The 26,845-nt window shown below is 32.9% G+C and carries 25 protein-coding genes and 1 riboswitch; all 25 genes read right to left on the bottom strand.

The features are described from left to right. Window positions 1-33: 33 nt before the first annotated feature. The 25 genes from fliD to CLOST_RS11830 all read right to left on the bottom strand — a co-directional run bounded on the left by fliD (window position 34) and on the right by CLOST_RS11830 (window position 26,736). Window positions 34-1,641, bottom strand: a complete 1,608-nt coding sequence (fliD, locus tag CLOST_RS11710; RefSeq protein WP_013362540.1) for a flagellar filament capping protein FliD — start codon at window positions 1,639-1,641, stop codon at window positions 34-36. A gap of 12 nt (window positions 1,642-1,653) precedes the next feature. Further along, the gene (locus CLOST_RS13665) at window positions 1,654-2,022 is read right to left on the bottom strand and encodes a flagellar protein FlaG (RefSeq protein ID WP_013362541.1); all 369 of its coding nucleotides are present in this window, start codon (window positions 2,020-2,022) and stop codon (window positions 1,654-1,656) included. 125 nt (window positions 2,023-2,147) lie between these two features. Continuing rightward, entirely contained in the window at window positions 2,148-3,281 is a 1,134-nt protein-coding gene (locus CLOST_RS11720; RefSeq protein ID WP_013362542.1) for a DegT/DnrJ/EryC1/StrS family aminotransferase, read from the bottom strand. Between the two features lie 13 nt (window positions 3,282-3,294). Then, window positions 3,295-3,858 (bottom strand): acyltransferase, encoded by a 564-nt coding sequence (locus tag CLOST_RS11725; RefSeq protein WP_013362543.1) that lies wholly within the window; start codon window positions 3,856-3,858, stop codon window positions 3,295-3,297. Further along, window positions 3,855-4,931: a Gfo/Idh/MocA family protein gene (locus tag CLOST_RS11730; protein ID WP_013362544.1), complete on the bottom strand. Its 1,077-nt coding sequence runs from the start codon at window positions 4,929-4,931 to the stop codon at window positions 3,855-3,857. The genes CLOST_RS11725 and CLOST_RS11730 overlap by 4 nt, the downstream gene beginning before the upstream one ends. Before the next feature lie 12 nt (window positions 4,932-4,943). Further along, window positions 4,944-6,257, bottom strand: coding sequence for a nucleotide sugar dehydrogenase (locus CLOST_RS11735; RefSeq protein WP_013362545.1), 1,314 nt, complete (start codon window positions 6,255-6,257; stop codon window positions 4,944-4,946). Further along, on the bottom strand, window positions 6,257-7,183 hold the full coding sequence (locus CLOST_RS11740; protein ID WP_013362546.1) for a UDP-3-O-(3-hydroxymyristoyl)glucosamine N-acyltransferase: 927 nt from the start codon (window positions 7,181-7,183) through the stop codon (window positions 6,257-6,259). The genes CLOST_RS11735 and CLOST_RS11740 overlap by 1 nt, the downstream gene beginning before the upstream one ends. Further along, entirely contained in the window at window positions 7,176-7,940 is a 765-nt protein-coding gene (locus CLOST_RS11745; protein WP_013362547.1) for a polysaccharide deacetylase family protein, read from the bottom strand. Before CLOST_RS11745 ends, CLOST_RS11740 begins: the two co-directional genes overlap by 8 nt. 45 nt (window positions 7,941-7,985) lie before the next feature. After that, window positions 7,986-8,534 carry an acyltransferase gene (locus CLOST_RS11750; protein WP_013362548.1) on the bottom strand — a complete coding sequence of 183 codons (549 nt, stop codon included), beginning with the start codon at window positions 8,532-8,534 and terminating at the stop codon, window positions 7,986-7,988. Window positions 8,535-8,565: 31 nt separating this feature from the next. Further along, the gene (locus CLOST_RS11755; protein ID WP_013362549.1) at window positions 8,566-9,666 is read right to left on the bottom strand and encodes a DegT/DnrJ/EryC1/StrS family aminotransferase; all 1,101 of its coding nucleotides are present in this window, start codon (window positions 9,664-9,666) and stop codon (window positions 8,566-8,568) included. Then, entirely contained in the window at window positions 9,663-10,628 is a 966-nt protein-coding gene (locus CLOST_RS11760; RefSeq protein WP_013362550.1) for an NAD-dependent epimerase/dehydratase family protein, read from the bottom strand. Before CLOST_RS11760 ends, CLOST_RS11755 begins: the two co-directional genes overlap by 4 nt. Window positions 10,629-10,651: 23 nt before the next feature. Beyond that, on the bottom strand, window positions 10,652-12,031 hold the full coding sequence (locus CLOST_RS11765) for a glycosyltransferase (protein WP_013362551.1): 1,380 nt from the start codon (window positions 12,029-12,031) through the stop codon (window positions 10,652-10,654). 28 nt (window positions 12,032-12,059) lie between these two features. Further along, on the bottom strand, window positions 12,060-13,988 hold the full coding sequence (locus tag CLOST_RS11770) for a tetratricopeptide repeat-containing glycosyltransferase family 2 protein (RefSeq protein WP_013362552.1): 1,929 nt from the start codon (window positions 13,986-13,988) through the stop codon (window positions 12,060-12,062). Window positions 13,989-14,069: 81 nt separating this feature from the next. After that, complete coding sequence (locus CLOST_RS11775) at window positions 14,070-14,888, bottom strand: flagellin N-terminal helical domain-containing protein (protein ID WP_013362553.1); 819 nt, start codon at window positions 14,886-14,888, stop codon at window positions 14,070-14,072. 172 nt (window positions 14,889-15,060) lie between these two features. Further along, window positions 15,061-15,294 (bottom strand): carbon storage regulator CsrA, encoded by a 234-nt coding sequence (gene csrA, locus CLOST_RS11780; RefSeq protein WP_013362554.1) that lies wholly within the window; start codon window positions 15,292-15,294, stop codon window positions 15,061-15,063. A 2-nt stretch (window positions 15,295-15,296) separates the two neighbouring features. Continuing rightward, entirely contained in the window at window positions 15,297-15,722 is a 426-nt protein-coding gene (gene fliW, locus CLOST_RS11785) for a flagellar assembly protein FliW (protein WP_013362555.1), read from the bottom strand. A gap of 108 nt (window positions 15,723-15,830) precedes the next feature. Then, window positions 15,831-16,745, bottom strand: a complete 915-nt coding sequence (gene flgL, locus CLOST_RS11790; protein ID WP_013362556.1) for a flagellar hook-associated protein FlgL — start codon at window positions 16,743-16,745, stop codon at window positions 15,831-15,833. Window positions 16,746-16,767: 22 nt separating this feature from the next. Beyond that, window positions 16,768-18,324 carry a flagellar hook-associated protein FlgK gene (flgK, locus tag CLOST_RS11795; protein ID WP_013362557.1) on the bottom strand — a complete coding sequence of 519 codons (1,557 nt, stop codon included), beginning with the start codon at window positions 18,322-18,324 and terminating at the stop codon, window positions 16,768-16,770. 249 nt (window positions 18,325-18,573) lie between these two features. Further along, window positions 18,574-19,068, bottom strand: coding sequence for a flagellar export chaperone FlgN (gene flgN, locus CLOST_RS11800; RefSeq protein WP_013362559.1), 495 nt, complete (start codon window positions 19,066-19,068; stop codon window positions 18,574-18,576). Window positions 19,069-19,075: 7 nt separating this feature from the next. Beyond that, window positions 19,076-19,369: a flagellar biosynthesis anti-sigma factor FlgM gene (gene flgM / locus CLOST_RS11805; protein WP_013362560.1), complete on the bottom strand. Its 294-nt coding sequence runs from the start codon at window positions 19,367-19,369 to the stop codon at window positions 19,076-19,078. Between the two features lie 116 nt (window positions 19,370-19,485). Continuing rightward, window positions 19,486-19,908: a flagellar protein gene (locus CLOST_RS11810; RefSeq protein ID WP_013362561.1), complete on the bottom strand. Its 423-nt coding sequence runs from the start codon at window positions 19,906-19,908 to the stop codon at window positions 19,486-19,488. Window positions 19,909-20,012: 104 nt separating this feature from the next. Further along, on the bottom strand, window positions 20,013-20,708 hold the full coding sequence (locus CLOST_RS11815) for a ComF family protein (protein WP_041487214.1): 696 nt from the start codon (window positions 20,706-20,708) through the stop codon (window positions 20,013-20,015). Beyond that, window positions 20,686-22,929 (bottom strand): SF1B family DNA helicase RecD2, encoded by a 2,244-nt coding sequence (recD2, locus tag CLOST_RS11820; RefSeq protein ID WP_013362563.1) that lies wholly within the window; start codon window positions 22,927-22,929, stop codon window positions 20,686-20,688. Before recD2 ends, CLOST_RS11815 begins: the two co-directional genes overlap by 23 nt. Window positions 22,930-23,197: 268 nt before the next feature. Then, a complete protein-coding gene (metK, locus tag CLOST_RS11825; RefSeq protein WP_013362564.1) occupies window positions 23,198-24,382 on the bottom strand; it encodes a methionine adenosyltransferase in 1,185 nt (394 codons plus the stop codon). Between the two features lie 148 nt (window positions 24,383-24,530). Next, window positions 24,531-24,636, bottom strand: a riboswitch (SAM riboswitch). Window positions 24,637-24,741: 105 nt separating this feature from the next. Beyond that, the gene (locus CLOST_RS11830; protein WP_013362565.1) at window positions 24,742-26,736 is read right to left on the bottom strand and encodes a phosphodiester glycosidase family protein; all 1,995 of its coding nucleotides are present in this window, start codon (window positions 26,734-26,736) and stop codon (window positions 24,742-24,744) included. Window positions 26,737-26,845: the final 109 nt, after the last annotated feature.

Below are 26,845 nucleotides of genomic sequence, written 5' to 3' on the forward strand. Positions count from 1 at the left end.
TGCCAATATCACTACCTCCTATCACAGCCTTGATTACTGGCCTCCGAATTGCTGAGATAACCATGAACTTTGGCTATTCATCTGAGACATTGCTTGCTCCATTGCTGTGAACTGTTTCCAATAACGTTGTTCTATTGTTATCAGTCTTTGATTTTCTCTATCTATCCTTTTATCAATATCACCTATATCACTATCAAGAAGGCTTTTTGAACCTTTTGTTACATAATCTACCAAAATATTACTTTTGATAGAACGAAGAAGTGTTGATTCAGAGCCAGGACCTGATTTTGAAACAATGTCCTTGATTCCATTTGTCATATTGTCATAAATTCTTATGAATGCCCCTGATTCAGCTTGTCTTTGCGCAATTAATAATTTTTTTGCTGTCTTGTCAGCATCAGAATCGCCTTCATTTATGGTCACCTCAGGTGTACTTGAAGTTTTAAATAAGGTATTTAGAACCTTTTCTGAATCATTTCTAAGAGCATCTTTAAGTTTAGTCTCATCAATTTGAAGTTTTCCGTTATCTCTCCAACCGCCAGTAGTTATCCCAAACTCATATATAGAGCCTGCACCAGTTACTGACTGATAAATATCTTGTCTCATTTTAATAAGCATATTGTTAATAGTAGAGTCGTTTCTGATTAAACCTGATTTTGCTTTTTCTTCCCAAAGTTTTATATCAGATTCTGACATTTCTTTCTTTTGTTCATCTGTAAGAGGAGGAAAATCTCTATATGTTTTTTCTCCTAGCTTAACGTTAAATACATCTATAAGCTTATTGTATTCATCTATAAACTCTTTTATTTTATTGTAGGCTCCATCAACATTAGTGTCCGTTCTAATAGTTTCTACTCCTGATGTAGCTTTTAATGATATATTCAGCCCATTAATTGATATATTATTTGAAGAATAAGTTAAATTATTAGTACCGTTATACTTAATAATCGCATCTTTTCCTATAGTGTTTGATAAATTTGTAAATTTCAAAGCATCTCTAAGGTTTTCAGCATCAGCATTGTCAAATGTTATTTTTGCATCTGCACTTCCTGTCGTCTTTGAACTAATAAAAAACCTATTAGCTGTAGCATCATAATTGGCATTAAGCCCAGTTTCAGTACGAATTTTCTGAGCAATATCACTTAAAGTATCAGTTTCTAGTAAAACTATATCTTTTTCATTTATTCTAACTGTCTTAGTTGTTCCACTAAATCCTAACAGCTGTCCAGCTGTAGTTTTATCCGTATCAAGAGAAGTTTGGCTTGATACACTTGCTCCAGTTGCTAATTGTACAACTTCTAATGTTGATACTCCTGATGGAGCACTTGCACTAGCAGTTACATCAAATGCCGATGTGTTAGAAGATACTGCGCTTTTAGCCCAAGTAACAGAATCTATTCCTCCAGAGACTAAAGCTCCAGAAGATGTAGTCTTTGTAAGTTCTAATTTTTTTCTAGAATCTAAAATAAAATTAGCCATTAATTTATTCATAGAGTTATATTCTGTTTGTTGCCATTGTTTCAAAATTTTCTGTTGGGTAAACTTATCTACCCTTATTCTTTCTGATTGCATCAGCTGTTTTACCATACCTTCAGTATCCATGCCTGATGCTAGTCCTCCAAATCTAATTCCGCTTACCATTTTAATACCTCCTTAACCTCTTCTATCTACAATAAGACCTGCTCTTTCCATCATAGATGCCACCATATCTAGTATCTTTTCTGGCGGAACCTCTTTTATTACTTCTTGAGTGTTTGTATCTATTATCTTCACCATTATTTGTCTGGTCTTCTTATGAACACTAAACCTTAAATTAGTTTCTAATTTAATCAATTCTTTGTTTGTAGTATCTACTGCATCTTGAATTTGTTTTTCTGATGGCCTATCTCCGTTATATTGTTGCTGTTGATTAGAAGCTGAGTCCCTCTTTACAACCGGTGCCTTTTCAGGAGCACTTTGTACCCTAACTCCAGTATCCCCACTGTACTGCATCCCTGCACTGCCTATTTGCTCTATACTCACAAATATACCTCCTATCATATTCAATTTTCTACGAAATATATCGGCAACATAACAAGATATCATTATACCTATAAAAGTAATCCTTAATTTAAAAGCTTACATAATAATAAACTTCGTTACTATAATTAATTTTTTCCTATAAAATCTAGTATGTACGCCAATACTTTACCAATATCATTCTCACTCAAATACGGATGCATAGGAAGAGATAATACCGTATCGCAAAGCTCATTTGTAATTTCAAAGTCATCTTCATCATAAATATAATCTGCGAAAGCTCCTTGTTTATGCATTGGCTTCACATAATAAATCATACTAGGAATATCTTTATCTTTTAGATAAGATTGAAGATTATCTCTTTGCTCTTTATTTTTTAGCTTTATTGTATACTGTGCAAAGCTTGATACATATCCTTGTGGTATAAATGGAGTTTCTACTATGTCTTTAAGCTTTTCATTGTAGAGCTTGTAAATCCTATTAACGTCTTCAAGCTCATGCTCTATAAAAGCTGTGAGCTTGATATTTAAAACAGCTGCTTGTATAGAATCTAGCCTGGAGTTTACTCCTATTCTAACGTTATCATATTTATCTTCGCCTTTGCCGTGAACTTTAAGAGAATTTAAAAGCTTTGCTAATTCATCATCATTTGTAAAAATAGCTCCGCCATCACCATAACAGCCTAGCGGCTTTGCAGGAAAAAATGAAGTTGTTGCAGCATCGCCAAAGCTACACGCTTTTTTTCCATGAATGCTTCCTCCAAATCCCTGAGCTGCATCTTCCAGAATTTTCAAGTCATATATTTCAGCTATTTTTTCTATCTCAATGTGATTTGCTGGAAGGCCAAATAAATCTACTGGTATTATAAGCTTTGGAGTGAGTTTCCCTTCAGCTATCACTTTTTGTATAGTCTTTTCAAGCTTTATAGTATCAATATTAAAAGTATCCCTATCAACATCTACAAAAATTGGAGTTGCTCCTCTAAAAGAAACTACTTCTCCTGTTGAAAAAAACGTAAAATCTGGAACAAAAACTGCATCTCCCTCTTTTATATCCCATGCCATCATAAGAAGAGTCATAGCCTCTGTCCCATTGGCACAAGATATGCAGTGTTTAACTCCTACATATTCAGCTAATCGCTGTTCTAAAGTAGTCACTTGCTTTCCACCAATAAAATTAGCGCCTTGTATAACCTCTAGTATTGCTAAGTCAATCTGAGTTTTATATTTATTGTATTGAGCTTTTAAATCTCTAAATTCCATATAAAGCACTTCCTTATTTGTTTTCTTTAAGTAGTTTGCCTTCTAATACATACTCTCTGCTACATTCTTTGCATGTATAAGTGTCTTTTAAAGGATATCCACATTCGCATACCCATCCAATTTGTTTAGCTGGAACTCCAGCCATAAGTGCGTAGCTTGGTACATCTTTTGTAACTACAGCGCCAGATGCTATCATAGCCCAGCTTCCAATAGTATTTCCACATACAACAGTCGCATTCGCTCCAATGGATGCTCCGTATTTAACCAAAGTCCTTTTATATCCTTCGGATCCTTTTGGATATTTGCTTCTAGGTGTTAAATCATTTGTAAACACCATAGATGGACCACAAAACACATAGTCTTCAAGCTCAACACCTTCGTAAACAGATACATTGTTTTGAATTTTGACACCATTTCCAACTTTTACGTTGTTGGATATGTTAACATTTTGACCTAAAGAGCAGTTATCTCCAATACTTGCACCTTTATGTACATGGCAAAAATGCCAAACTTTAGTGCCATTTCCTATAGTTACATTTTCATCTATATAGCTGCTTTCATGTACGAAATAACTCATCTATTAAACCTTCCTTTGAAATCTATAGTACTGCATTTATCAAGCGGTAGCTTAATGCTTTTTCCTTCAGCTGCCGATTTGTAAATTGCAAGAACTAATTCAAGTGCATTTCTACCATCAATTGCAGTAACATAGGGCTGTCTATCATTTTCAATAGCTTCAATGACATCTTTGTATAAAGGTTTGTGCCCAAATCCATAAACATTTGGAGGATTTTCAAAATAATTTTGTTTAACCTCATCTGAATTATCAAGATTATCTGCAAACTGCCATTCTTCAATTAGATTTACAGACTTTCCTCCAGCTTTGACTGTTCCTTTTTCTCCAAAAATATATAAAGTTTCTTCTAAGTTCCTAGGATAAATATTAGTGGTTCCTTCAATTATTCCGTAGCTTCCATTTGAAAACTTTACAAGAGCCATTCCAAGGTCCTCTGCAGCTATATATCCATGAATTAAATTATCAGTCATCCCTACAACTTCAGTAATTTCATCGCCCATCATCCATCTAAGTAGATCTATGTTATGAATACACTGATTCATCAAGGCTCCGCCGTCTTGCTCCCATGTCCCTCTCCAAGGTGCCTGCTTGTAATAGTCTTCTCCTCTATTCCATCTGATATGAGCAGTAGCATGCATTAGCTTTCCAAAGCGATTAGCTTCAACAGCCTCTCTAATCTTTTGAACAGACTTATTAAATCTATTTTGATGGCATGCACTTACCTTAATATTTTTCTTATTAGCTTTTTCTATTATCAAATCTGCTTCTTCAAGAGAAAGTGCAATTGGTTTTTCAATAATAAGGTTGGCGTTAGCCTCAATACAGTCTAATGCCATTTTTCCATGTTTTCCACTTTCTGTGCAAATTGCCACAAGCTCAAGTTTTTCGTTTTCGAGCATCAGTTTATAATCTAAATATTTCTTTATTTTTTTAGAAAGATTAAACTTTTCAATTGTTTCATCCATTTTCGCTTCTTCAATATCACATAAAGCTACAACATCTAAACCATTTTCAAGTGCTGCTGCTATATGATTTGGAGAAATTCTTCCGCAGCCAATAATCGCATATCTCATACTAATCCCTCCTTACAAAAGTTCTATGTTTTCTCGCTTGTCTATCATCTTCATAGCATTTTTAGTATCAAAGATTGCTTTCGCATGTTTTTGAACAAAGCTGTAGTCTACATTAGTATGAGCTGTTGTAACAATAACCAAATCTGAGCTTTCAATTAATTCAGCAGTGAGACTAGTCTCTCCTTTTTTCATTACCCCATGCTCTTTATATTCTAAAACAAAAGGATCGTAAAAAGAAATTGTAGCTCCTTCTTTTTCAAGCTCTTCTATTACTCTAATTGCTGGACTTTCTCTGTAATCATCTATATCTTGCTTGTATGCTACCCCTAAGATTAGAATCTTAGAACCATTCATAGCCTTTTTAAATCTATTTAAAATTTTACTTGCTCTTTCCGCGCAGTATTCTGGCATCCTATCATTTACCATCATAGAAGCTTCAATCATAGAAGTATGAAATCCATATTCTCTAGCTTTCCATGATAAATAGTAAGGGTCAAGTGGTATGCAGTGACCACCAAGACCTGGGCCAGGATAAAAAGCTTGAAATCCATATGGTTTAGATTTTGCTGCATCAATCACTTCCCAAAAATTGATATTCATTTTATGGCAAAGCATGGCTAGCTCATTCACAAGTCCTATGTTAACATTTCTATATGTGTTTTCTAGAATTTTTTCCATCTCAGCTACTGCTGGTGAGGATACTACATGAACTTCACTCTCTAAAACTGATCTATACATAGCTGCAATAACCTCAGCTGCATCTTTGCCTATAGCTCCCACTACTTTAGGTGTATTTTTAGTTTTGTATATTAAATTCCCAGGATCAACACGTTCAGGAGAAAAACCCAAATAAAAGTCTTCTCCACATTTGAGTCCAGAACCAGTTTCTAATATAGGTTTAAGGATTTCTTCTGTCGTACCCGGATATGTAGTAGATTCAAGCACCACAATACTACCTTTTTTTAGATATTTTGCAATTTCTTTAGTTGATGACTCAACATAACTAATGTCTGGTTGCTGATGAGAGTCTAACGGCGTTGGAACACATATTGCAATAAAATCAACATCGTTAATAAAAGAAAAATCTGATGTTGCAGACAGGTATTTAGATTGAACTATACTCTGTAAATCTTCATTAACAACGTCTCCAATATAATTTTTCCCTGCATTTACCATGTCTACTTTTTCTTTTTGTATATCAAATCCTATAGTCTTAAATCCAGCCTTGGCTTTTTCAACAGCAAGCGGAAGTCCAACATATCCTAAACCAACAACACCAACTTTTATTGTTCTTTGATTTATTTTCGATATCAATTTTTCTTTCATCACTTTCCTCCGTTCTTACCTTTTAACGGTCTCCCAGGGTTACCTATTATTGTAGTATTATGCTCTACATTTTTTAAAACTACACTTCCCATCCCGATGGTACAATTATCTCCAATATTTACTCCATCTTTTATACAAACATTAGGCGAAATCCATGAATTCTTTCCTATAAATACACTTCCACTTATCTCTGAATTAGCAATTATAAGACTCCCTTTTGAAATATGTACATTATGTGCTATAAAACACGAGTCATCTATTTTAACATAATCTTCTATAACAGTTGGTTCTATTGTTCCTTGAGCAATAACGCTACATGAGCCCACTTCTACGTTATTTCCTATCAAAACTCCTCCTACATGAGGAATTTTATAAGTGTCTCCAGTTTCATCTCTTTCTACACCAAACCCATCAGCACCAATAACACAATTCTCTTTTATAATACAATAGTCTCCAATATTAACGTTTCCTCTAATTTTTGCTCCCGATTTTATTAAACAATTTTTCCCAATTTTTACAGTCGAATCTATCAAACAAAATGGTTCAATTATTGTATTCTCACCAATACTTTCAGAAAAATAATAAGAGTTGTTATGACATGATTTAATCTCTGTTTTAGCATTTCTATTCAAAATATAACCTAAAATCTTAGCATATTCTTTTCTTGGTCTATCAACATATAATAGATGATTATTCCCAAAAGTAGTATCTAAATATTTATTGTTTAATATTATTATCGAGTTCTCGACTTTACCTAATCTATATAAATCTTCTTCAGATAATTTATCTACAAAAATAAGTGTTGAATTCATTGCCTTATTAACAGATGATACGGAATAAACAGTAGTGTCAAAAAAAATCTGTTTATCATATTCATTGAACTTTAATAGTTCTTTACTATTAAACTCGAATTGATTCTTATACATATATCTCCTTTTTACTTTTAATAATATTTGTTAGGCTTGTAATTCTCAAACCTTCTAAATAATTGCTGTTCACTTCCATAATTTGATCTATCTCGTCAATTTTGTTACATATGATATCTAAAAATGATGAATAATAACTTTCTCCACTATCCGAGAAATGAATAGGATGTAATACCATTTGTAAAACATTTGTGTCTCCATTTTTTATAAATTTGTTTATGTTCTTATTTCTAAAAGATTTACAAGAATCAGATATGTAATTTTCTTCAGAAAAAAAACGCTTATCGTATGCATTATTATAATTCATAAAAATGGGATATTTGTTATGTACCGATGGATTATGTAAGCTTATAGATTCTATTTTTTTGCCTATAATATCTTCAATAATTTTTGTTTCATTTAATACATGCATATATAATTGTTCATCTGAAACATCTCCATAAATAGTAGGATCAAAATGCAACCCTATCTCAAATCCATCTTTATCCATCTTTTTTATAAGCTGTCTATTTTTTTTTGAATTAATATTATATAAATCAGATGTAGATAAAATAAAATAAGTTGAAGAAATACCCATTTCACTTTCTATGGATGCCATTTTATATGCACAATGTAAATCAATATCAACATCATGTCTTAATATATACCCATTTTGCGGGTTTGATTCAGCATGAGATTTGAATGTATTTATTTTTGAAATTTTCATCATTTTAAAAATAAGAAGAATGTAGTCTTTATATGTAAAATTAAAATCCAAAGTATCACCTCTTTAAATATTTCAAATAATAGTACCTTTATTCACTTACTCAAAATAATCAATTGTTATTTTGCCATCAGAATCAAAAATAACTTTGCCCACTATTTTAGCTGGTGTTCCGTAAGCTACTGAAAAATCAGGAATATCTTTATTTACTAAACTATTAGCTCCAATAACACAGTAACTTCCAACATTAACATTCTTTGTTATTATTGCCATACCTCCAATGTAAGTATTGTTACCAATAATTACATCTCCAGATGCTATTGGCAACCCTCCAGATGACAAGACATAATCAACCGTATCATGAGTAACAATATGGACTCCAGAAGAAATATGGCAGAAATCTCCTATTTTTAGCTTGGCATGTGCAGCATCAATTAAAGTAAACGGTCCTATCCACACATTTTTGCCTATCTCTACATCTCCCATTATCACGCTAGAATCATATATACTAGTTTTTTCTCCACAGCCCAAAAATTTAGCTTTGTCCCATCTATCATATAACAACTCATTTGTTGGTAAAACTCTATTGTAGTTATTTTTCATATCTCTTCGAGATGTGTTTATATATTCGAATAGCTCCTTATACATTATAATCACCCCTGTTCAATTTAAACTCATTTTATGTAAGTATTTCACATAAAGAATTTACAATAAAATTAATATCATCTTCATTTAAATTCGGATGTAACGGAAGCGCTAATCCTTGATTGAATGAATAAACCGAGTTATTGAATGTATTGCTATCCAAGTTATATTTACCTTTATAGTATGGTTGCATATGAACAGAATTTGCTCCAAAATTCGTTTCAATACCTTTTTGTTTTAGTTTCATTATTACTTCATCTCTAATATATTTCTTATCAATTAATATATGATAAGTTTGCCATACATGTTTTCCATAATCCATTTCTTTAGGTAAGATTATCTTCGTATTATTTTTCAATAACTTATAATATAAATCTGCAATAGTTTTTCTTGATTTATTTATAGATTCTAGCTTAGCCATTTGAGCTACCCCAATAGCCCCTTGAATATTAGTAAGTCTGTAATTCAATCCTGGCATAACAAAATTTGCTTTCCCATTTATACTTTTTATACCATGATTTCTAAGTATTCTGATTTTTTCTGCATACTCATCATTATTAGTGACTAACAATCCTCCTTCACCAGTAGTTATTGCTTTCCTAGGATGCAAACTAAAGCAACCTATTTCTCCTATAGTCCCTACTTTATAAGATTTATATTCTGACCCAAACGCACATGCTGCATCCTCTATAACTTTTAAATTATAGTGATTTGCTAATTCTAATATTTTATTCATATCCGATGATTGTCCAAATTCTTGAACTGGCATAATAGCTTTTGTTCTAGATGAAATTTTTTCTTCAATTTTTTTTGTATCAATGCAAAAGCTATCCAAATCAGTATCTACAAATACAGGTGTCGCTCCTAATATTTCAACTACATTTGCAGTTGCTGGAAAAGTAAAATCTGGAATAATCACTTCATCTCCCGCTTTTATATCTAATGCAAGTAATGCTAAATGAAGTGCCGCGGTTCCACTACTTACAGCAACAACATGCTTAGCCTTTAAATAATTTTTAACTAAATTTTCAAACTCATCAACTTTAGCTCCCTGTACTAAATATCCAGAATCTAAAACTTCCTTAATCTGTTCAAATTCTTCTAATCCAACATCAGGCATCGAAAGTTTAATCATTTTTTTGCACCTCTATACCAATCAATCGTTTTTGTAAGTCCTTCAGTTAAATCATATTTTGGACTAAACCCTAATAATTCTTTTGCTTTTTCTATGCTTGGTATTCTTAGCTCAACATCCACATAATTTTTACTCACATATTTTATTTCGGAATTAGAATTAGAGATTCTTTTTATAGTTTCTGCAAGCATAGCTATAGTAACAGTAGCTCTTGGATTTCCAATATTGAATGATTGTCCTATTGCTTCTTCTTTCTCTAAGCAAAGCATAATTCCTTGGATAAAATCTTCAACATAACACCATGAACGAATTTGGTCACCATCTCCATGTATTTGCATTTGTTCATCAGCTATCGCCCTCACAACAAATTGATGTATCGCACCCTCTCCAACTTGGCCAGGGCCGTAAATATTAAATGGTCTTACTGTAACCACTGGCATTCCATATTCTTTATAATAGCTGTGAGACAAATGTTCGGCCGCAAGCTTTGATACAGAATACGTCCATCTTGCTTCACCAACAGGTGCTAAATTTGTTGTATTCATTTCATTAACCTTATATGCGTAAGATCCGAATACCTCAGATGTAGAAAAATCAATTACTTTCTCAAGGTTCGTCAAATTATCTTTTAACGATTCTAAAAGATTATATGTGCCAATCATATTTACTTTCATTGTATTAACAGGACTTTTTATAACTGTATCTATCCCAGCTACCGCAGCTAAATGAATAACAATATGTGGTTGAAACTCCAAAACAATTTTTTTTAAGCTCCCGTAATCTAAAATATCTCCTTGAATCAACTTTACATTATTATGGCTTAATAAATTTGTATTTTTTATTGAATTTCTATTCAAATTGTCATACAGTAAAATCTGATTTTTATCACACAATAATCCGCATAGCTTGCTTCCAATAAAACCAGCTCCGCCAGTCAATAAAATTCTTTTATTTAATATCATAATATTTCAAACTCCTTTTAAAATTATATTTTTTTATATATATCAACCATGTTCTTAGATATTTTATTCATATCGTGATATTTCTCTACATAAAGTCTTCCTTTATGCCCAATCTCTGCTAATATATCTTTATTCTTCAAAATATATTCTAAAGTATTCTTTATATTATCAGGGTTTGCAGATATAATAGGCAAGTCATCAGGATATTTTTCTTTCATGAAATCACTAATCCAACTAATAACAGGTTTTCCCATAGCCATTGATTCAACTGCAAAAACTCCATAAGATCCTGCTAATATTTGATCTATAATTAAATCTGCTTTCATATATATTTTTGTTGCTTCTTCGTTTGACATCCCTTGAACTAGTTTTAATTCGAAATCAAAGTCAACATTCAACTCACTTAAAGCTTTTATGATATAGTCTGTTCCTTTATGCTCTGGTGATGTTGGCGCATGTACTATCATAAATTTACTATTAGTTAAATTATCATCATAAGTATACTCATATTTTTCTAAATCTATTGCTACTTTTGTATAATGAATATTATCATGAAATTCTTTTACATATTCGGCTAGCTCATAATCTACTATACAATCAGGGATATATTTTGAAATCAGTTCTACTTTCCTCTTAATCATATCTTCATTCATATCTTTTACTTTTATATAAGGGTTAAGCTTTACAGCCTTTGAATATAGTCTTACATCAGAACCCCAATATTGCATTACTACTTTCTTTTGTAGCTCTTTTAGTAAAGGTAAATCTGAATAATCCAAAGTCAAACTTGTCCCAAAATGGAAATGAAATATATCATTTTCATTAATAAATCTAGAGGCTAGTTTCTTGCTTATATTATTCGCTACATTAACATCGTTTCCTTTATACAAATCAATTTCATAATCTGCTTTATATTTCAAATAAGAAGGATAATAATTTAAAGATTTTGCACTAAATCCCATATTTGATAATCCTCTAGTTAATGTATTCATTTGATTTGCAATTTCTATGGTTCCATGCAAAATATTACTAGTTGTAACATCACATATTTTTTTTTGCATATTCATAAAAGGATTTTCACATTCTAAATTAACATTAAAGAGCCTACTCCAAATATAATATCTTTTTTCCTCTGAAATATCAGTGAAAATGTTTTTCATAAGATAATTCATATTAAATAATAAATCATAATTATCTGGTTTAATATCCAATCCAGATTTAATAGTTTTTTTTGCTTCTGAATAGTTTCCTTCCAGTATTTCAATAATACCTAAGAGCGAAAAATATTCGATATCTATTTCGTAATCCTTATAATATTTATCAATTAATATCTTAGCTTGATTTATATCATTTTCTTCAATTGAATTCTTAATACGTAACTTAAAATCATCTTTTTGGTACATAATAAATATCCTTCCATTAGATAAAATATTAATTAATAAATTCCTTTTTTAAGAAAGTTGCTAAAAAATCAGCTAGTTCTGGATATGCTTCTGCAGCTAATTTATAGTATTTTAAAGCTGCTGTAGTATTTGCATTATTAAGATTTTCGTAATACAAATTCATAAGGATTAGAAATTTTGATTCAACATCTGCAATATACTCATACTTCAAACTCATTCCTTTAGTTATATATAATTTATTAATAACGCTCAATCCAACTTGAATATATTTATCAAATACAAAAACATTACTACTAATTGCAGTCTCAATACCAGTATTTTTGTATTCAGATGCCATTCTAAGAATAATCCCTTCTAACAAGTTTTTCAGAGCAACTTCATTTTTAAATGAAGGCTGATTTGCATCTATATTTTTTATCCAATCAAAGACTTTCAAATATACCTCACTATACTTATTATTGTAAAAATAGTTAAGATAATAAAAAGTGGTTGAGCGATTAAATTTATTAAAAAAGCTTAGATTCAAAGTCATATTTTCGCATATAAAAGACATCACTTCTGCGTAATATAAGTTAGTAGTATTTTTTTTCATATTTGCAAAAATTTTATTTGCAATTATTAATTTATCTTCCGTATTTATATTGATATCCACTGAAAATCTACAAAATTGTGAATAATCTTCATTTATATCAGTGAATAAACTCCTAATTTGTTTTTTCTTATTCGGTTTGTAATTATCGATTTTTTCTTCAATTTTTTCAAACAATATCAATTTTAAATCTAAATCTTCTATTTTATAATACAAATCCTTCAATTTATTATATTGATTAGTCTCTATATATATATCTATAAATACGTTAATATTTTTAGAATCAATTTTATTCTCATTTAGATACTTCAAAGCGTTTCGATGCTCATTTCTATTAATATAATATTTTACTAGAAAAAATTTAATCTTATTAACCGTTGCCCTATCAGTTCTGTATATAGCTATACTATCATCTTTGGATATCGGCAAGGTATCAAATCTTTTTACTAAATCTATAAATATTTCTGCATATTTTTTTGCAATATCTAAATTTCCTAATTTTTCATATGAAAATAACAAATAAAAATATCCATCTATATAATCTTCTCTTAATTTTATAGATTTTTCTGAAACATCTAAGACTTCATTATATTTTTTCAATACTAAACAATTTGATAAGTGGACACTAAATATAGCAAATCCTTCTATCTGTTGTTTTTTAGTACATTTCATTATAAGTTCATATGCTTTTTTCGATATTTCATAAGAATCCTCTGTATCTCCGTGCATGTTATAAGATGTAGCAAGTTGAAATAAGTAATACATATCATCTGGTTTCTTTTTTAATTCTTTAATTAGCAACTGAGTGGTTCTATTAAATTTTTCATCCATAATTTTTTTATCTAATACTATGTATCCATAGTGACCTAATATTATATCTAAATATGCTACAGGTTGTTTATATATTGGTTGATTATGAACTGTCCCTTCATATTTAAAGCTTCCATCATTATAAAAAAATCTAGGAGTTATAATCATAGAATATGCATCTAAATTCTTTATGTTAACATAATTTTTCTCTCTAACAAAATATGTCTTGATAGACTCATTAATTTTATTATCTAAAAAATCATTAAATACTTCTATATTTTCTACAGTTTCGTCAGCATCTATAATAAATATCCATTCTCCAGTGGCATACGATAAAGTAACGTTTCTCATTCCTGAAAAATCATGAAACCATTCTTTAAAATAAACTTTATTTGTATATTGCTCTGCAATAGCTCTAGTATCATCTATTGAACCTGTATCAACAATGATAAGCTCAACATCATCTCTTTTTACGACTTCTTTGATAGAGTCCAAACAACGTTTTAAATGTAATTCTTCATTTTTTACCATCATACAAATACTAAGCTTATATTTCATATAGCGCTCACCTACTTTATATTTTTATCCAACATAAAAAAAATCGGCATTTCTGCCGATTTTCTTTATAGGATATAATAACTATCTTAGTAATTGTAGTACTTGTTGTGGTAATTGGTTAGCTTGAGCAAGCATAGCTTGAGATGCTTGAGCAAGGATATTGCTCTTAGTAAATGAACTCATTTCTTTAGCCATATCTGTATCTCTAAGTCTAGATTCAGCTGCTTGTAAGTTCTCAGCAGAGTTATCTAAGTTTTTGATAGTATGCTCAAGTCTGTTTTGAATTGCTCCAAGTTTAGATCTTTGAGAAGAAACTTTTGTTATAGCGTCGTTAACTTGAGTAACAGTTTTTCCAGCTGTAGTAGCAGTTGTAACAGCTATAGATGCTGCTGTAACTCCTAGTGAAGCTGCTGTCATTGTTCCTATTTCAACGTCTATTGTTTGAGTATCATTAGCTCCGATGTGGAATTTCTTTCCTGTGAATGTTCCATCTAATAACTTTTGAGTATTGAATTCTGCTCTTCCAGAAATTGCTTCAATTTCAGCTGAAAGTTGGTCTAACTCATCTTTGATAGAAGTTCTATCTATTGTAACGTTAGTATCATTCGCAGCCTGTACAGCAAGTTCTCTCATTCTTTGTAACATAGCATGTACTTCGTCAAGAGCTCCCTCAGCTGTTTGGATAAGAGAAATACCATCTTGAGCATTTTTAGATGCCATATTAAGACCTCTAATTTGGCCTCTCATTTTTTCAGAGATAGATAGTCCAGCTGCGTCATCTCCAGCACGGTTAATCTTCATACCTGAAGAAAGTTTTTCGATTGATTTTCCCATTCCAGCAGAGTTAACTCCACCAGATCTGTGTGAATTCATAGCCATCATATTGTGATTAATTATCATTTTATATTCCTCCTTGAAATTTTGTTAATCGGCATCCATGCCTGATTAAGTTATATTGGTTAATTGGATTATGTGATATATCCTTCGGCCGTTTAGGATTATCACTTACATTCTATATATCGAAGTAAATTTTGATTACTTTATAGTTTTTTTGAAAAAAAATTATAAATTTTTATTTTTTATTTTTTAGCATTTTTGTAAGTGCTGATTTATCAATGTTTCTACTCTCGGCTGCAGTTTTATTCTCTGATTTTGTTTCGTCTAGTACTTCTTTTCTTATTATGCTTACTTCCTTAGGGGCGTCTATTCCTATTTTTATTCTGCCTTCTTCTACTTCTATTATTTTTATTTCAATATTATCTGCTACTATTATACTTTCTCCTGCTTTTCTTTTTAGTACTAGCATCTTTACACCCCCGCCTTATCATAGAATTCATATCTTATAGGATAGGAGTCATCAAGAATTATTTGTATGGCTTTTTTTAGTTTTGCATTTATAACTATTGGAGCTTGTAGGTTGGTTCTTATTTTAGTTATGTCTTCTGGAATTATTACTACAGTTCTAATCATCACATCTTCTTTACTTTTTATATCTAACTGCTCCATTATTTTTTCAGGAAGTTCAAAGCTGTAATTGTTATCCGCTACAAATGGGTCCATAATAGCAAATGAAGTTGTGTCTTCTACGCTCTGAAGCCACTCTATGAATATATCGCTGTCTTTTATTATTACAAATTTTTTTAGTTCTTCAAATCCAAGCATGCCTTTTTCAAATTCTAATATTTCATTTTCATCTACTTCTAGTTCTCCAAAATAGTTCGTATTTATTTTCACTATTTTCACTCCCTTTTGTCTATATAGACGGTTTACTTAATTCGATTATAATATAAAAGTTAAAAAAAGAGCTACATTTTTGCAAATATAGCTCTGATTAGTTATTTATTATCTTAAGAAATCTACAAGTGTAGGCTGAATGATTCTAGCTGTAACTGACAAAGACGCTTTATAAACGGCTTCAGCTGTAATTAATTGAATCTGAGTTTCTGCTACATCTGTATCCTTAGTCTTTGAAAGTAATTCCTTAAGGTTTATGCTTACATCTGTCATTCTTTCGCTCATTATGTCTATCATATTAACTTTAGCTCCTACTTCTCCTCTAACTTGAAGAAGTGTCTTAAGCTGATTATCCATATCTGCAAGTGATGCAGATGCATCCTCATGATTTGCAGTGCCTAATGCCGTAAGTAATTTATCAATATCATCAAAAAGTTTAGGTTTTCCTCCTACAAGCGGTCCGTAAATCCTGTCGCCAGTAATATTAACACTAATCTGCTGTGAATCCCCTACTTTATATTCAATTAATTCAGAAGGAAGCGTTGCTAGAACTAAGCCGTCTGCAGTATTGTAGTTCCCAGAGGAATCTAATAATTTAATGTCCGTTTTAAATCCTGTAAAAATTTGTCTTCCCATATAGGTATCATTACCAACTTGAATTAAGTGATTTTTTAACTCTTTTATCTCTTGAGCCACTTTTTGAGTGTCTTCCTCTTTTAATATTCCATTTGCACCTTGAACTCCAAGTTCTCTAATTCTCTGATACACGGAAGTTATTTCATTCATAGCGGTTTCAGTTTTTTCAAGCCATGACTTTGCCGCTTGGATATTTTCTTTATATTCAAGGCTCATGTTTATATCGGATTCTAATCTAAGTGTTCTAGCTACTCTTATAGGGTCATCTGATGGTCTGTGAAGGTTTGTTAATGATGACAAATCATGATTCCACTTACTCATTTTGCTTAGGTTAGTATTTTGATCTCGCATAGTTCTCATAATCATCATCGAGTTTGTTATTCTCATATTTCACCTCTTATTTATTAGGTTATAGGCCTACTCTACCCATTCTATTTATTATTACATCTATCATTTCATCTACTGTCGTTATCATACGCGCAGCTGCATTATACGCATGCTGAAATTTAATCATATTTGACATTTCTTCATCTTGGCTTACTCCAGAAACTGACAATCTGAATGAATCCACTTCTTCAGTTAAGTATTGCTGATTATTAAACATACGCTTAGCTTCTTGAGCATCAACTCCTAATGAGGCTATCATAGTTTTAAGTACGTCTTCTGGCGTTCCCTCTCCTAAAACGATTTGAGCTCCTGAAGTGTCATAAGTAAGCCTAATCTCAAAATCTTTTTTGCTTCTTAAATTAAGCATAGCAATAGCATTTTTATTATTGTCAGGTGCACCGTCTCCTAATCCAAGCGAGAGCTTCGTTGGGTCATCAAGCAAAGCTTGGTTAACTTTAAGTTCTGATGCACTTATAAAATTAGTTGAACCATTTTTAGTTGTAAAAAGAGGTAGTCCTGAAGCTGCTGCTCCATTTAAAGAATATCCATCGTCATGAATATCATTTAAAGCCTGAGCAAAGGTATTGGCAAATTCGCTTAAAAATCTAACGTAATACGGTGCCCCTTTAGTTTCGTCTTTATATCCATCTCTTTGTTGTAGTTGTCCACCTATTGCACCACCAAGTTTTTCTTGAACTAGTGTTGATCCTGATGCCCATTTTATATTGCTTACTTTTATATTTTCTAAGTCTTTCCTAGAGGATACAGGCTGAATATCTTGTCCATCTGTAAACATAGGATGGTCCATCCCAGTTTCTAGTTCTAGCACATTAGTATCTACATGATTAACTAGTGGTGTTCCTTGAATCAATATTGTAAGTGTAGATGATTTCCCGTTATTTATAGGAACATTTTTCACTTCTAAATCTACTAATTTTGATAAGTCATCAACAAGTAAATTTCTAGCATCTCTTAAGTCATTAGCTCTACTTCCGTCTAGTTCTGATTCAAGTATTTGTCTATTTAGCTTTGCAATTTGAGTTGCCATCGAGTTGATAGCTCGTACAGAAGCCTCAACTTCTTCGTTTGAATCTACAACCATTTTCTCAAATCTAGAATACATATCATTAAAATTTTGAGCTAATCCAATTGCTTTTTGTAAGAACACAGATCTATTTGTAGGATTTGACGGATCCTTTGTAAGGGAATTTATTCCTTCAAAAAAGCCATCTACAACTTTCCTTATTCCAGTTTCGCTAGGTTCATTAAATATTGACTCTACTTGAGTAAGAGAGTTATATTTTTCTTCCCATTCCCCTAATGTGTTAACTTCTTGTCTATATTTAATGTCAAGCATCTCATCTCTTACTTGAGAGATGAATTGCATTTTTACTCCTAACCCTAGCTGGCCTTGGCCACCTTGAATGTTCATTGGATCTTGAGCAGACTGGTTAAGTCTTTGGCGCGTATATCCTCTAGTGTTGGTATTTGATATATTATGTCCTGTTATATCTAGAGCCCTTTGCGCTGCAAAAAGTCCCGAGCTCGCTATACTAAGTCCTGCAAATGTAGATCTCATTATCTCACCTCATATATTTTAAGCCTTATTCGCTTAGATTTCCTAAATACAATATATGTATCGGTTTCATCATATAAATATTTTATAGGTATATTTCTCTATAAATTGTTTTTGGTTTATATGCTCCGATTCATTATACCGATTATGTATTTTATTGATTGTTTATATTTCCTTGGATTTTTCCAATAAAAAAACGGAGATTTCTCTCCGTCATGGAAAATCAAAAGCATTTTAGGAATCCTTCCTAAATTAAAATTTATCCTCAAATAATTTTTTGTCTAATCTTTGAGCTTCAGCAGCATAATTCCCTTTACTTTTTTTATACGTAGTAGGAGAATCATCTGATAGCAAAACATTTTTAGTGAATTCTATTTGATCTAGTACAAATCCTATGATTTTATCATTTAAATTATTGATAAGTTCTAGCTCTTCTAATACTGTTTTTAGCTGCTCCCCCGTCATCTGAATTTCTCTAGCTAACTCTGGCGCATCTTTTAAAGACATTTCTACTAGATTTTCAAGTCTATCTTTTCCCCAATTCAGCTTTGCAACGAGCTTTCCTCGCTTTTTTTCAGCATCTATTACAGCTCTCACAAGTCTTTCCTCTTGCTGAGAAAGAGCCATAAGTCTAGATGTTTCGTTGTCTTTAAGTATTTGGGTTTTTTCTTTCGCCAAATCCAATAGTTCAATATTAAGCTGTAGCTGTAACTGTAATGTCTCAAGTATTTCTTGATAGGTAGTCATATTATCATTATCCTATTTCACTTGTACTTATAGCACTGTAGATAGATTTTGCAAGCTTTGTTTTATCTATAGTGTAGGTTCCATTTTCAATGCTTTGCTTTATAGCAGATACTTTATCTGCTCTCACATCTGGAATTTGCTTTAGTTTTTCAATGGCTAGCTGGTAGTCTTTCCCTTGATTGGATATTTGTATATCAAATCCGGGACTGCCAACTTCCCCAGACTTTTGGGTCTTACCTACTTTGTTTTTACCATATGCCTGGTATACGTTTTGCACGACTGTGCTGCTGTATATCTTCATTGTCAGCCCTCCTTGTTTTTAATTTGTATGACTTCACAATATATATATCGTAAGAATTAACAAAGTCTTAATAGGAGTTTAAGTTAAAGTTTCTTTACAATTTCAGTATAGTTATTTTAATGTCTTTGTTTTATATGGAAGTTTGCTCCCTTATTTTTTGTTTCCTTTTTCTCCGGAGCTTTATCTTCTGGTTTCAGATTTTTTGCCGCTCCCATCAAATCTTTCGCAAGTTCGTTTTTACATCCATCACAAATTTTACCAGATTTTATACTAACTCCACATCTTTCACAGTTCAGCAGTCCATTATTTTCATCTATTATCTCTATTCTTTCATCTTTAAGTAGCTTTAAAATTATTCTTTCCGCAACTCCTGTCTCTTCTGAGACTTCTGTGACACTTGCTCCTGGATTATCGTATAAATAATCTCTTACTTTTTTGAAATCACTTTCAATATTTTCAGCTGAGCATTTAGTACATAGAGTTTCTGATGACATAGCTCCAAATTTTCTCCCACATTTTTCACAATTTTTAAGTTCCATATTTATCTTCCTTTCAGGTTTTCGATTTTTATTTTATTAATTTCAATACTATATTTGATTCAGATTCTAAATATCAGAATCACTAGATTCAAAATATATTTTTTCTATTTTTTAGCTGTTGCTAATACCAAAAGGTAAATCTTGCACTCAGGATAAGTCTCTTTTAGAGCTCTTGCTACTTCCACTGCTGTAGTTCCTGTAGTTAAGATATCGTCAATTAATAAAATACTTTTATAGTCTAAGTTTAACGTTTTCTCATCGATTTGAAAAGCTCCATTTATTTCCAGAAATCTCTCAAGTGGATTTAAGCTTGCTAGGGGCTTTGTTTCTTTTATTTTTATAAGAGGCTTGATGTATGGTAGATGTAGTTTTTTTGAAAGCTGACTAGCAAGAAGCTCTGTATGATTATAGCCTCTTTTTTGAATTCTTTTCTTGGTGGATGGTATAGTAGTTATGTAGTCCATCTCTAGCTTTAGAGATTTATATTTGTCCTTAAGAATATCTGAGAATTCATTAGCTAGATAGGTTTTACTGCTGTATTTAAAACCGTGAATCATTGTCTCCATTACACCATCATATACTGTACATGCATAGGTTCTATCTATAGGTGACTTCAGCTTCGTCTCTTCTGCGCATGCTTCACAAAAATCCTCATCACATGCAGCTCCACACGACATACAGTTTATATCTAAAAAATCTATTTTATAAAAACACGCTCTGCAAAGCGAGTATATGTTTGTCTTTGGGATTATGCTGTTACACCCGATGCATTTAATATTAGAAGGGTACAGTAGCTCCATTATTCTCCTCCAGTAGCATACCAGTTTCTTTGTAAAGTTTTAACTTATCAGATAGGGCGGTATTTCTCTTTTCCTCGTAGACATTGGATATCATAGCCTTTAGGTATTTTGCGTCACCTACTAGTATTGCTAGTTTTTTTGCTCTTGTAAGTGCTGTGTAGAGAATCTTTCTGCTCATGAGCATAGGAGGAAAAGCTGATACTGGCATGACTACGCAATCAAACTCAGAGCCTTGGCTTTTATGAACAGTAGTAGCAAATGCATGCTCTATCTGATCTAGCTCTGTAAAGTCATATTCCGCTCTTTTACCATCGTCAAACTGAATATAGAGTTTTTTTTCACTAGGCTCTATGAAGTCTATATATCCTAAATCGCCGTTAAATATTCCTTCTCCAGAAATATTTTCTTCTAAGTTTTCCCAGGTTTTTTCATAGTTATTTTTTATGTGCATTACCCTATCGCCCGTTCTAAAAGTTCTATTTCCCGCTTTATGCTCTCTTTTGCCTTGTCTTGCTGGATTGAGTGCTTCTTGTAGTAAGAGGTTTAGATTAAGTACTCCAGCTTCTGATTTTCTCATAGGTGACAGTACCTGAATATTATTTGATGATAGTTTATAGTACTTTGGCAGTCTATCTGAAACTAGCTCTACTATTAGCTCTGCTATCTGAGACGGAGTTTTCTTTGCCATAAAAAAGAAGTCTGTATTTTTTTGGTCTGTGATCGGAAGCTCACCTTTATTTATTTTGTGGGCATTGACTATTATCATGCTTTGCTTTGCCTGTCTAAATACTTCTGTAAGCTCTATACTAGGTATGGTATTGCTCTCTAGCATATCCTGTAGGACTCTTCCAGCTCCTACTGATGGAAGCTGGTCTTTGTCTCCTACAAATATAACCGCCGTGTTCTCTGATACGGCAAGAAGCAAGCTATCTAGGAGCATCACGTCCATCATAGAAACCTCATCTACTATTATTACATCAGCGGCTATAGGGTCGTCTTCGTCTTTTTGAAATATAAGACCATCTGCTTCTTCACTATATACTGCCTCTAGTAGTCTATGAATCGTAGAGGCTGGTCTCAAGGTTGCCTGCGACATACGCTTCGCTGCTCTTCCTGTCGGTGCGCAGAGGATAATTTTTCTCTTCATCTGTTCAAAGCTTTTGATTATAAAGCTAAGAGTAGTCGTTTTTCCAGTTCCTGGGCCACCAGTTAATATCATCATTTTGTTTTCAAGTGCCATAGTCACAGCTTTTTTTTGTAGCTCTGACAGCTCTATATCTTCTTCTAGCTCTAATTGCTCTATGGTTTTTTCTTGATTTTCAAGCTCGTTCATATATGCCAGCTTTATTAGGTTGCTAGCTGCTCTTGTCTCTGCTAGGTTATAGGAATCCAAATAGATTCTTTGCTCTATATCTACTTCTTCTATGGTTATGCCTCCATTTATAGCCATCTGATTCAAGCAAGATAGAATTTCTTCTTCATCTATTGATAGCAGTTCCTTGGCTTTTGATACTAGCTGAGGCATTAGCATATATGTATGTCCACTATATGCAGCTTCTTGAAGCAGGTATTTAATGCCTTCTTCTATTCTTTCTAAAGAATCAAGTCCAGCATTTAATTTTTTTGCTATTTCATCAGCTTTTTTAAACCCTATCCCTTTTACATCCTTACATAGACCGTAGGGATTGTTCATGACCATATCTATGGATTTATCTGCATATTTTTTATAGATTTTCATGCAGTAGGCTGGGCTTATTCCATATGGCGAAAATGCTGTTATTATGGATTTTAGCTGTCTTCCTTCCATATGAGAGCTTATCATTTTATCGAGCTTTTTTCTGCCTATGCCTTCTATTTCTAAATATCTATTAGGATTAGTTTCTAGGATTTCTATAGCTTTTATCCCGAATTTATCTGTGATTTTATGTGCCATTTTAAGACCTATGCCTTCTATCGTTCCAGATGCTAGGTAGGCTATGATTCCATCTAGCGAATCTATAGCCATATGAGTGAAGCTCATAACACTAAACTGTCTGCCATATATATCGTGAGTCTTCCACTCTCCACTGACCTGTATATTGTCGAGCTCTCTGACAGATGGCATACAGCCCACCACTGTAACTTCTCCAAGTTCATCGCTGATTAGGTTTGCTATAGTGTAGCCATTTTCATCGTTTTGAAATATTATATCTGAAATTTTTCCTTTTAATTCTATAGGCATAAGCATACACTCCAAATGTATTTTGAATATGATTTATTATAACATATACTATAAGCTCATAATCTTAACAATGTTTCAACAGATACAACTAATCGAATTTAAAAATTATATCGTATTTAAATTTTGAAGAAGCAAAATTTAAATATAAATAACAAAAGGATTAGTATACAGATTTCCCTGAGTACTAATCCTTTATTTTTATAAGCTTTTAAGCTCCATAAACAACTTATAATGGTTTAAATTGCTGAATTTATTATTTATGATATTTTTATAATCCAGCGTCTTTTTTAATGTCGTCTACTTTGTTTAGCTCTTCCCAAGGAAGGCTTACATCTGTTCTTCCAAAATGTCCGTAAGCTGCTGTTTGCTTGAATATCGGTCTTCTTAGTCCTAGGTCTCTAATTATAGCTCCTGGGCGAAGATCAAAGTTTTTAGAAATGATTTCAGAAATCTTTTCCTCAGCGATAACACCTGTTCCAAATGTATCAACTAGTACTGATACCGGTTCAGCTACACCGATTGCATAAGCTAACTGAATCTCGCATTTCTTAGCAAGTCCTGCTGCTACTACGTTTTTCGCAACCCATCTAGCTGCGTATGCTGCAGAGCGGTCTACCTTTGTAGAGTCTTTACCTGAGAAAGCTCCTCCACCGTGTCTAGCGTATCCACCGTAAGTATCTACGATGATTTTTCTTCCTGTAAGTCCAGAATCTCCTTGAGGTCCTCCGATTACGAATCTTCCTGTAGGGTTGATAAGGTACTTAGTGTTTTCATCAAGTAACTTGCTATCTACTATTGGCTTAATTACGTTTTCGATTAAGTCTTTTTCAATTTGCTCTCTAGTTACTTCTGGGTTGTGCTGTGTAGATATTACTATAGTGTCTATTCTTACTGGTTTGTCATCTTCATACTCTACTGTTACTTGAGTTTTTCCATCTGGTCTTAAGTAATCAAGAGTTTTGTCTTTTCTTACATCTGAAAGCCTTTTAGCTAGCTTATGAGCTAGTGAAATAGGAAGTGGCATAAACTCTGGAGTCTCGTCGCAAGCAAAACCAAACATCATACCTTGGTCTCCAGCTCCTACTGCTTCTACTTCATCTTTCATAGTCCCTTCTTTGTGCTCTAGGGCTTCGTCTACACCCATAGCTATGTCTGCACTTTGCTCGTCTATAGCATTAATTACTGCGCACGTTTCGAAGTCAAATCCATATTTTGCTCTATCGTATCCGATTTCTTTAACTGTCTGTCTTACTACTTTTTGGATATCTACGTATGCGTTAGTAGTTATTTCTCCAATTACCATAACAAGACCTGTAGTAACTGCTGTCTCACACGCCACACGTGAATTAGGGTCTTGAACTAAAAGGGCGTCTAGTATTGAATCTGAAATCTGGTCACACATTTTATCTGGATGGCCCTCAGTAACAGATTCTGATGTAAATAATCTTCTCATTTAATAAATCCTCCTCATCTCTAGCATTAAATGCTGTAAACCGTATCACTTGTATATGCCAAGGTGGCACATCGTACATAATGTAGACTTTTTTGCATTAAAAAGCCTCTTCATACACATACGCAGAAGAGGCATAACTACTAAAGTTACCTCATCTGCCAAGAATATATCTCGCAGGAATTGGCACCATCTCACATTGCTGTGCTGGTTGCCGGGTTTCACAGGGCCAGTCCCTCCACCTCTCTTGATAAGGTTCAAGAATTTATTCATTTATTGTGCAACGGATTTTATTTTATATTAGCCAAAACCATATGTCAATATGTTTTTGAAAAATATTTTTTACTATTTTTGTATCAGTTTTATGGAGTAAGCACAGGCTTGAATCCATATACCAATTTTCCATCTGCTTCAGCAAACTGAAGGTATTTTATATCTTGATATATATTGGTTTTTGGCATAGATGCATAGTCTACCACACTGATATAGCTTACATTTCCATCTACTCTAGAGGAAAAACTCTTACCTGAATATACGACATATACATTCTTAGTCTTTGCTTCTTTTTGGATGATTTTGTCAAATGCATTTTGGTCTATACTGTCTGCGGACTTGTCACTGCCTTGAAGCACTATGACTACATTCCCAGCACTTTTTGACATTAGTCCTTTTAAATAGTCCCATTGACCTTTTACTTTGTATACTCCGCCATTTCTGTTGTCCACGCTTATAAATGTTGTATTTCCAACGGTTTTATATTTATATGCCCCATTAAAGGCTTCCTTTGGCGCTGACACCGCTCCTAAAAATGCGTTATCCCCAGCACCTAGAGTCATTACAGCTTGGTTTGAGCTGGCTGAGCTTGCGAGCTTTGCCTTAAATGCTTGATCAATTATGCTTTCTCCACCTGACATGTTTCCAAATACTGCTGCTGTTCCTGAATCCGGAAGAGTTTGAACCATTTTAGTATCAGGTGCATTTTTCTTAAGTACTTCTACTGGAATTTTTCCAGTAACTCCTCCATATGAAGCTACTATATTTCCACTTCCTGATGAAGTCGGCGTGAAATATCTGCCATCAAAGCTCCCTGATATTCCTTCTCCAGAAACCTGAAAACTAGGAGTAGTTATGTCTATAGGATTTTTAGAAGCATCAAAGGCTCTTATAGCAAGCTCTACCTTGTCTCCTTGGAAAATAGTTTCATTTAGCACAGAAATTTCAATCTGAGAGATACTACCTTTTGGAGCTGTATTTTTGATAGTAAGCCCATTTACGAGTGACCTTTCTGCAGATGCCATAGTATTTTGAATTTTGCCGTCTGCCATCAGCTGAGTAGAGCCTCCTCCGTCAAGCATCATGGCATCCTTTGCTCCTAGCGCTTTCATATACGCTTGCATGTCTTTTTCATCCATTCCTATAAACGGAGATTTTCTTCCGTCTACAGTGACTATGAGCATTTTTTTGTCCGCTGTGATTCCTAGAGCTGTTCTTTGACTTTTTCCGCTCACACTCTGGGTTATGGATGTCTCTACTCCATTTTTAAGAAGCATAGTACCTCCACCTATTGCAGTTTTTATATTGTTGTAATTTAAGTTTATATCTGTTTTTAGCTTGACCTTTTCTTCTGGAGTAAAAGCTCCTTGAAGTACAAAGCTATTTGCTCCAGCTGCTAGTATCACGTAACCATTTTCAGGAATTGCCACACTAGGCTGTCCACATCTTACTTCTCTTACGATGTCGTTTTCTACTACTATCTCTGTAAGGTCAAAATAAGTTTTATTAGCGCCTGGGCTGTTAGGAGTGTATTCTTTAGTGTATATTACTATGTTTCCATAGTCTTTACTCGGTTTATTTATTGCTGATATATCTACATTTATACCTCTTGAGCTATTTTCTACTTGAATATTTGAATAAAGGTAAGCAAGAAGTGCGTTGCCTGTAGAGTCAACTAGCAATGAAGCGTATTTATTAAGCTCATAATGAGGACTTGAAAGCTGCTTTCCATCTTTTACTATAGGCCCTATGGAAAATGCTGGGGTAGACATTGAGAAAAAATCACCATTCACTGCCGCAACTACGCCTTGCTCCTGATTTACCATATTGCTAAGTGTTGTTCTGTTTATAAAACCACTTTTATTAAATAAAACATCTAGCTTTACAGATGGATTGTTTAAATCTACTTCAAGTATATTTACGTTTTGGACTCCCCACTCGTAAAAGCTAGATACCTTTTTTAGATTTACCCCTTGACTTAAGGGAATCTGATACCTTGATTCATCTATTACATTTGCAAAGGATACTGCTGGAGCTAATCCAATTAGCATCGCTAGCATAAGAGCCGCAAATTGTTTTTTCATGCCTTACATCTCCTTCTTACATACAAAAGACATACTTTGATGTCAAAAAATCTGTTAATGGTTTTAGTTATACCTTCTCGCACTATATCTTAAGTCAAAAGCAAAAAAG

Source organism: Acetoanaerobium sticklandii (assembly GCF_000196455.1).
Classification (GTDB): Bacteria; Bacillota; Clostridia; order Peptostreptococcales; family Filifactoraceae; genus Acetoanaerobium; species Acetoanaerobium sticklandii.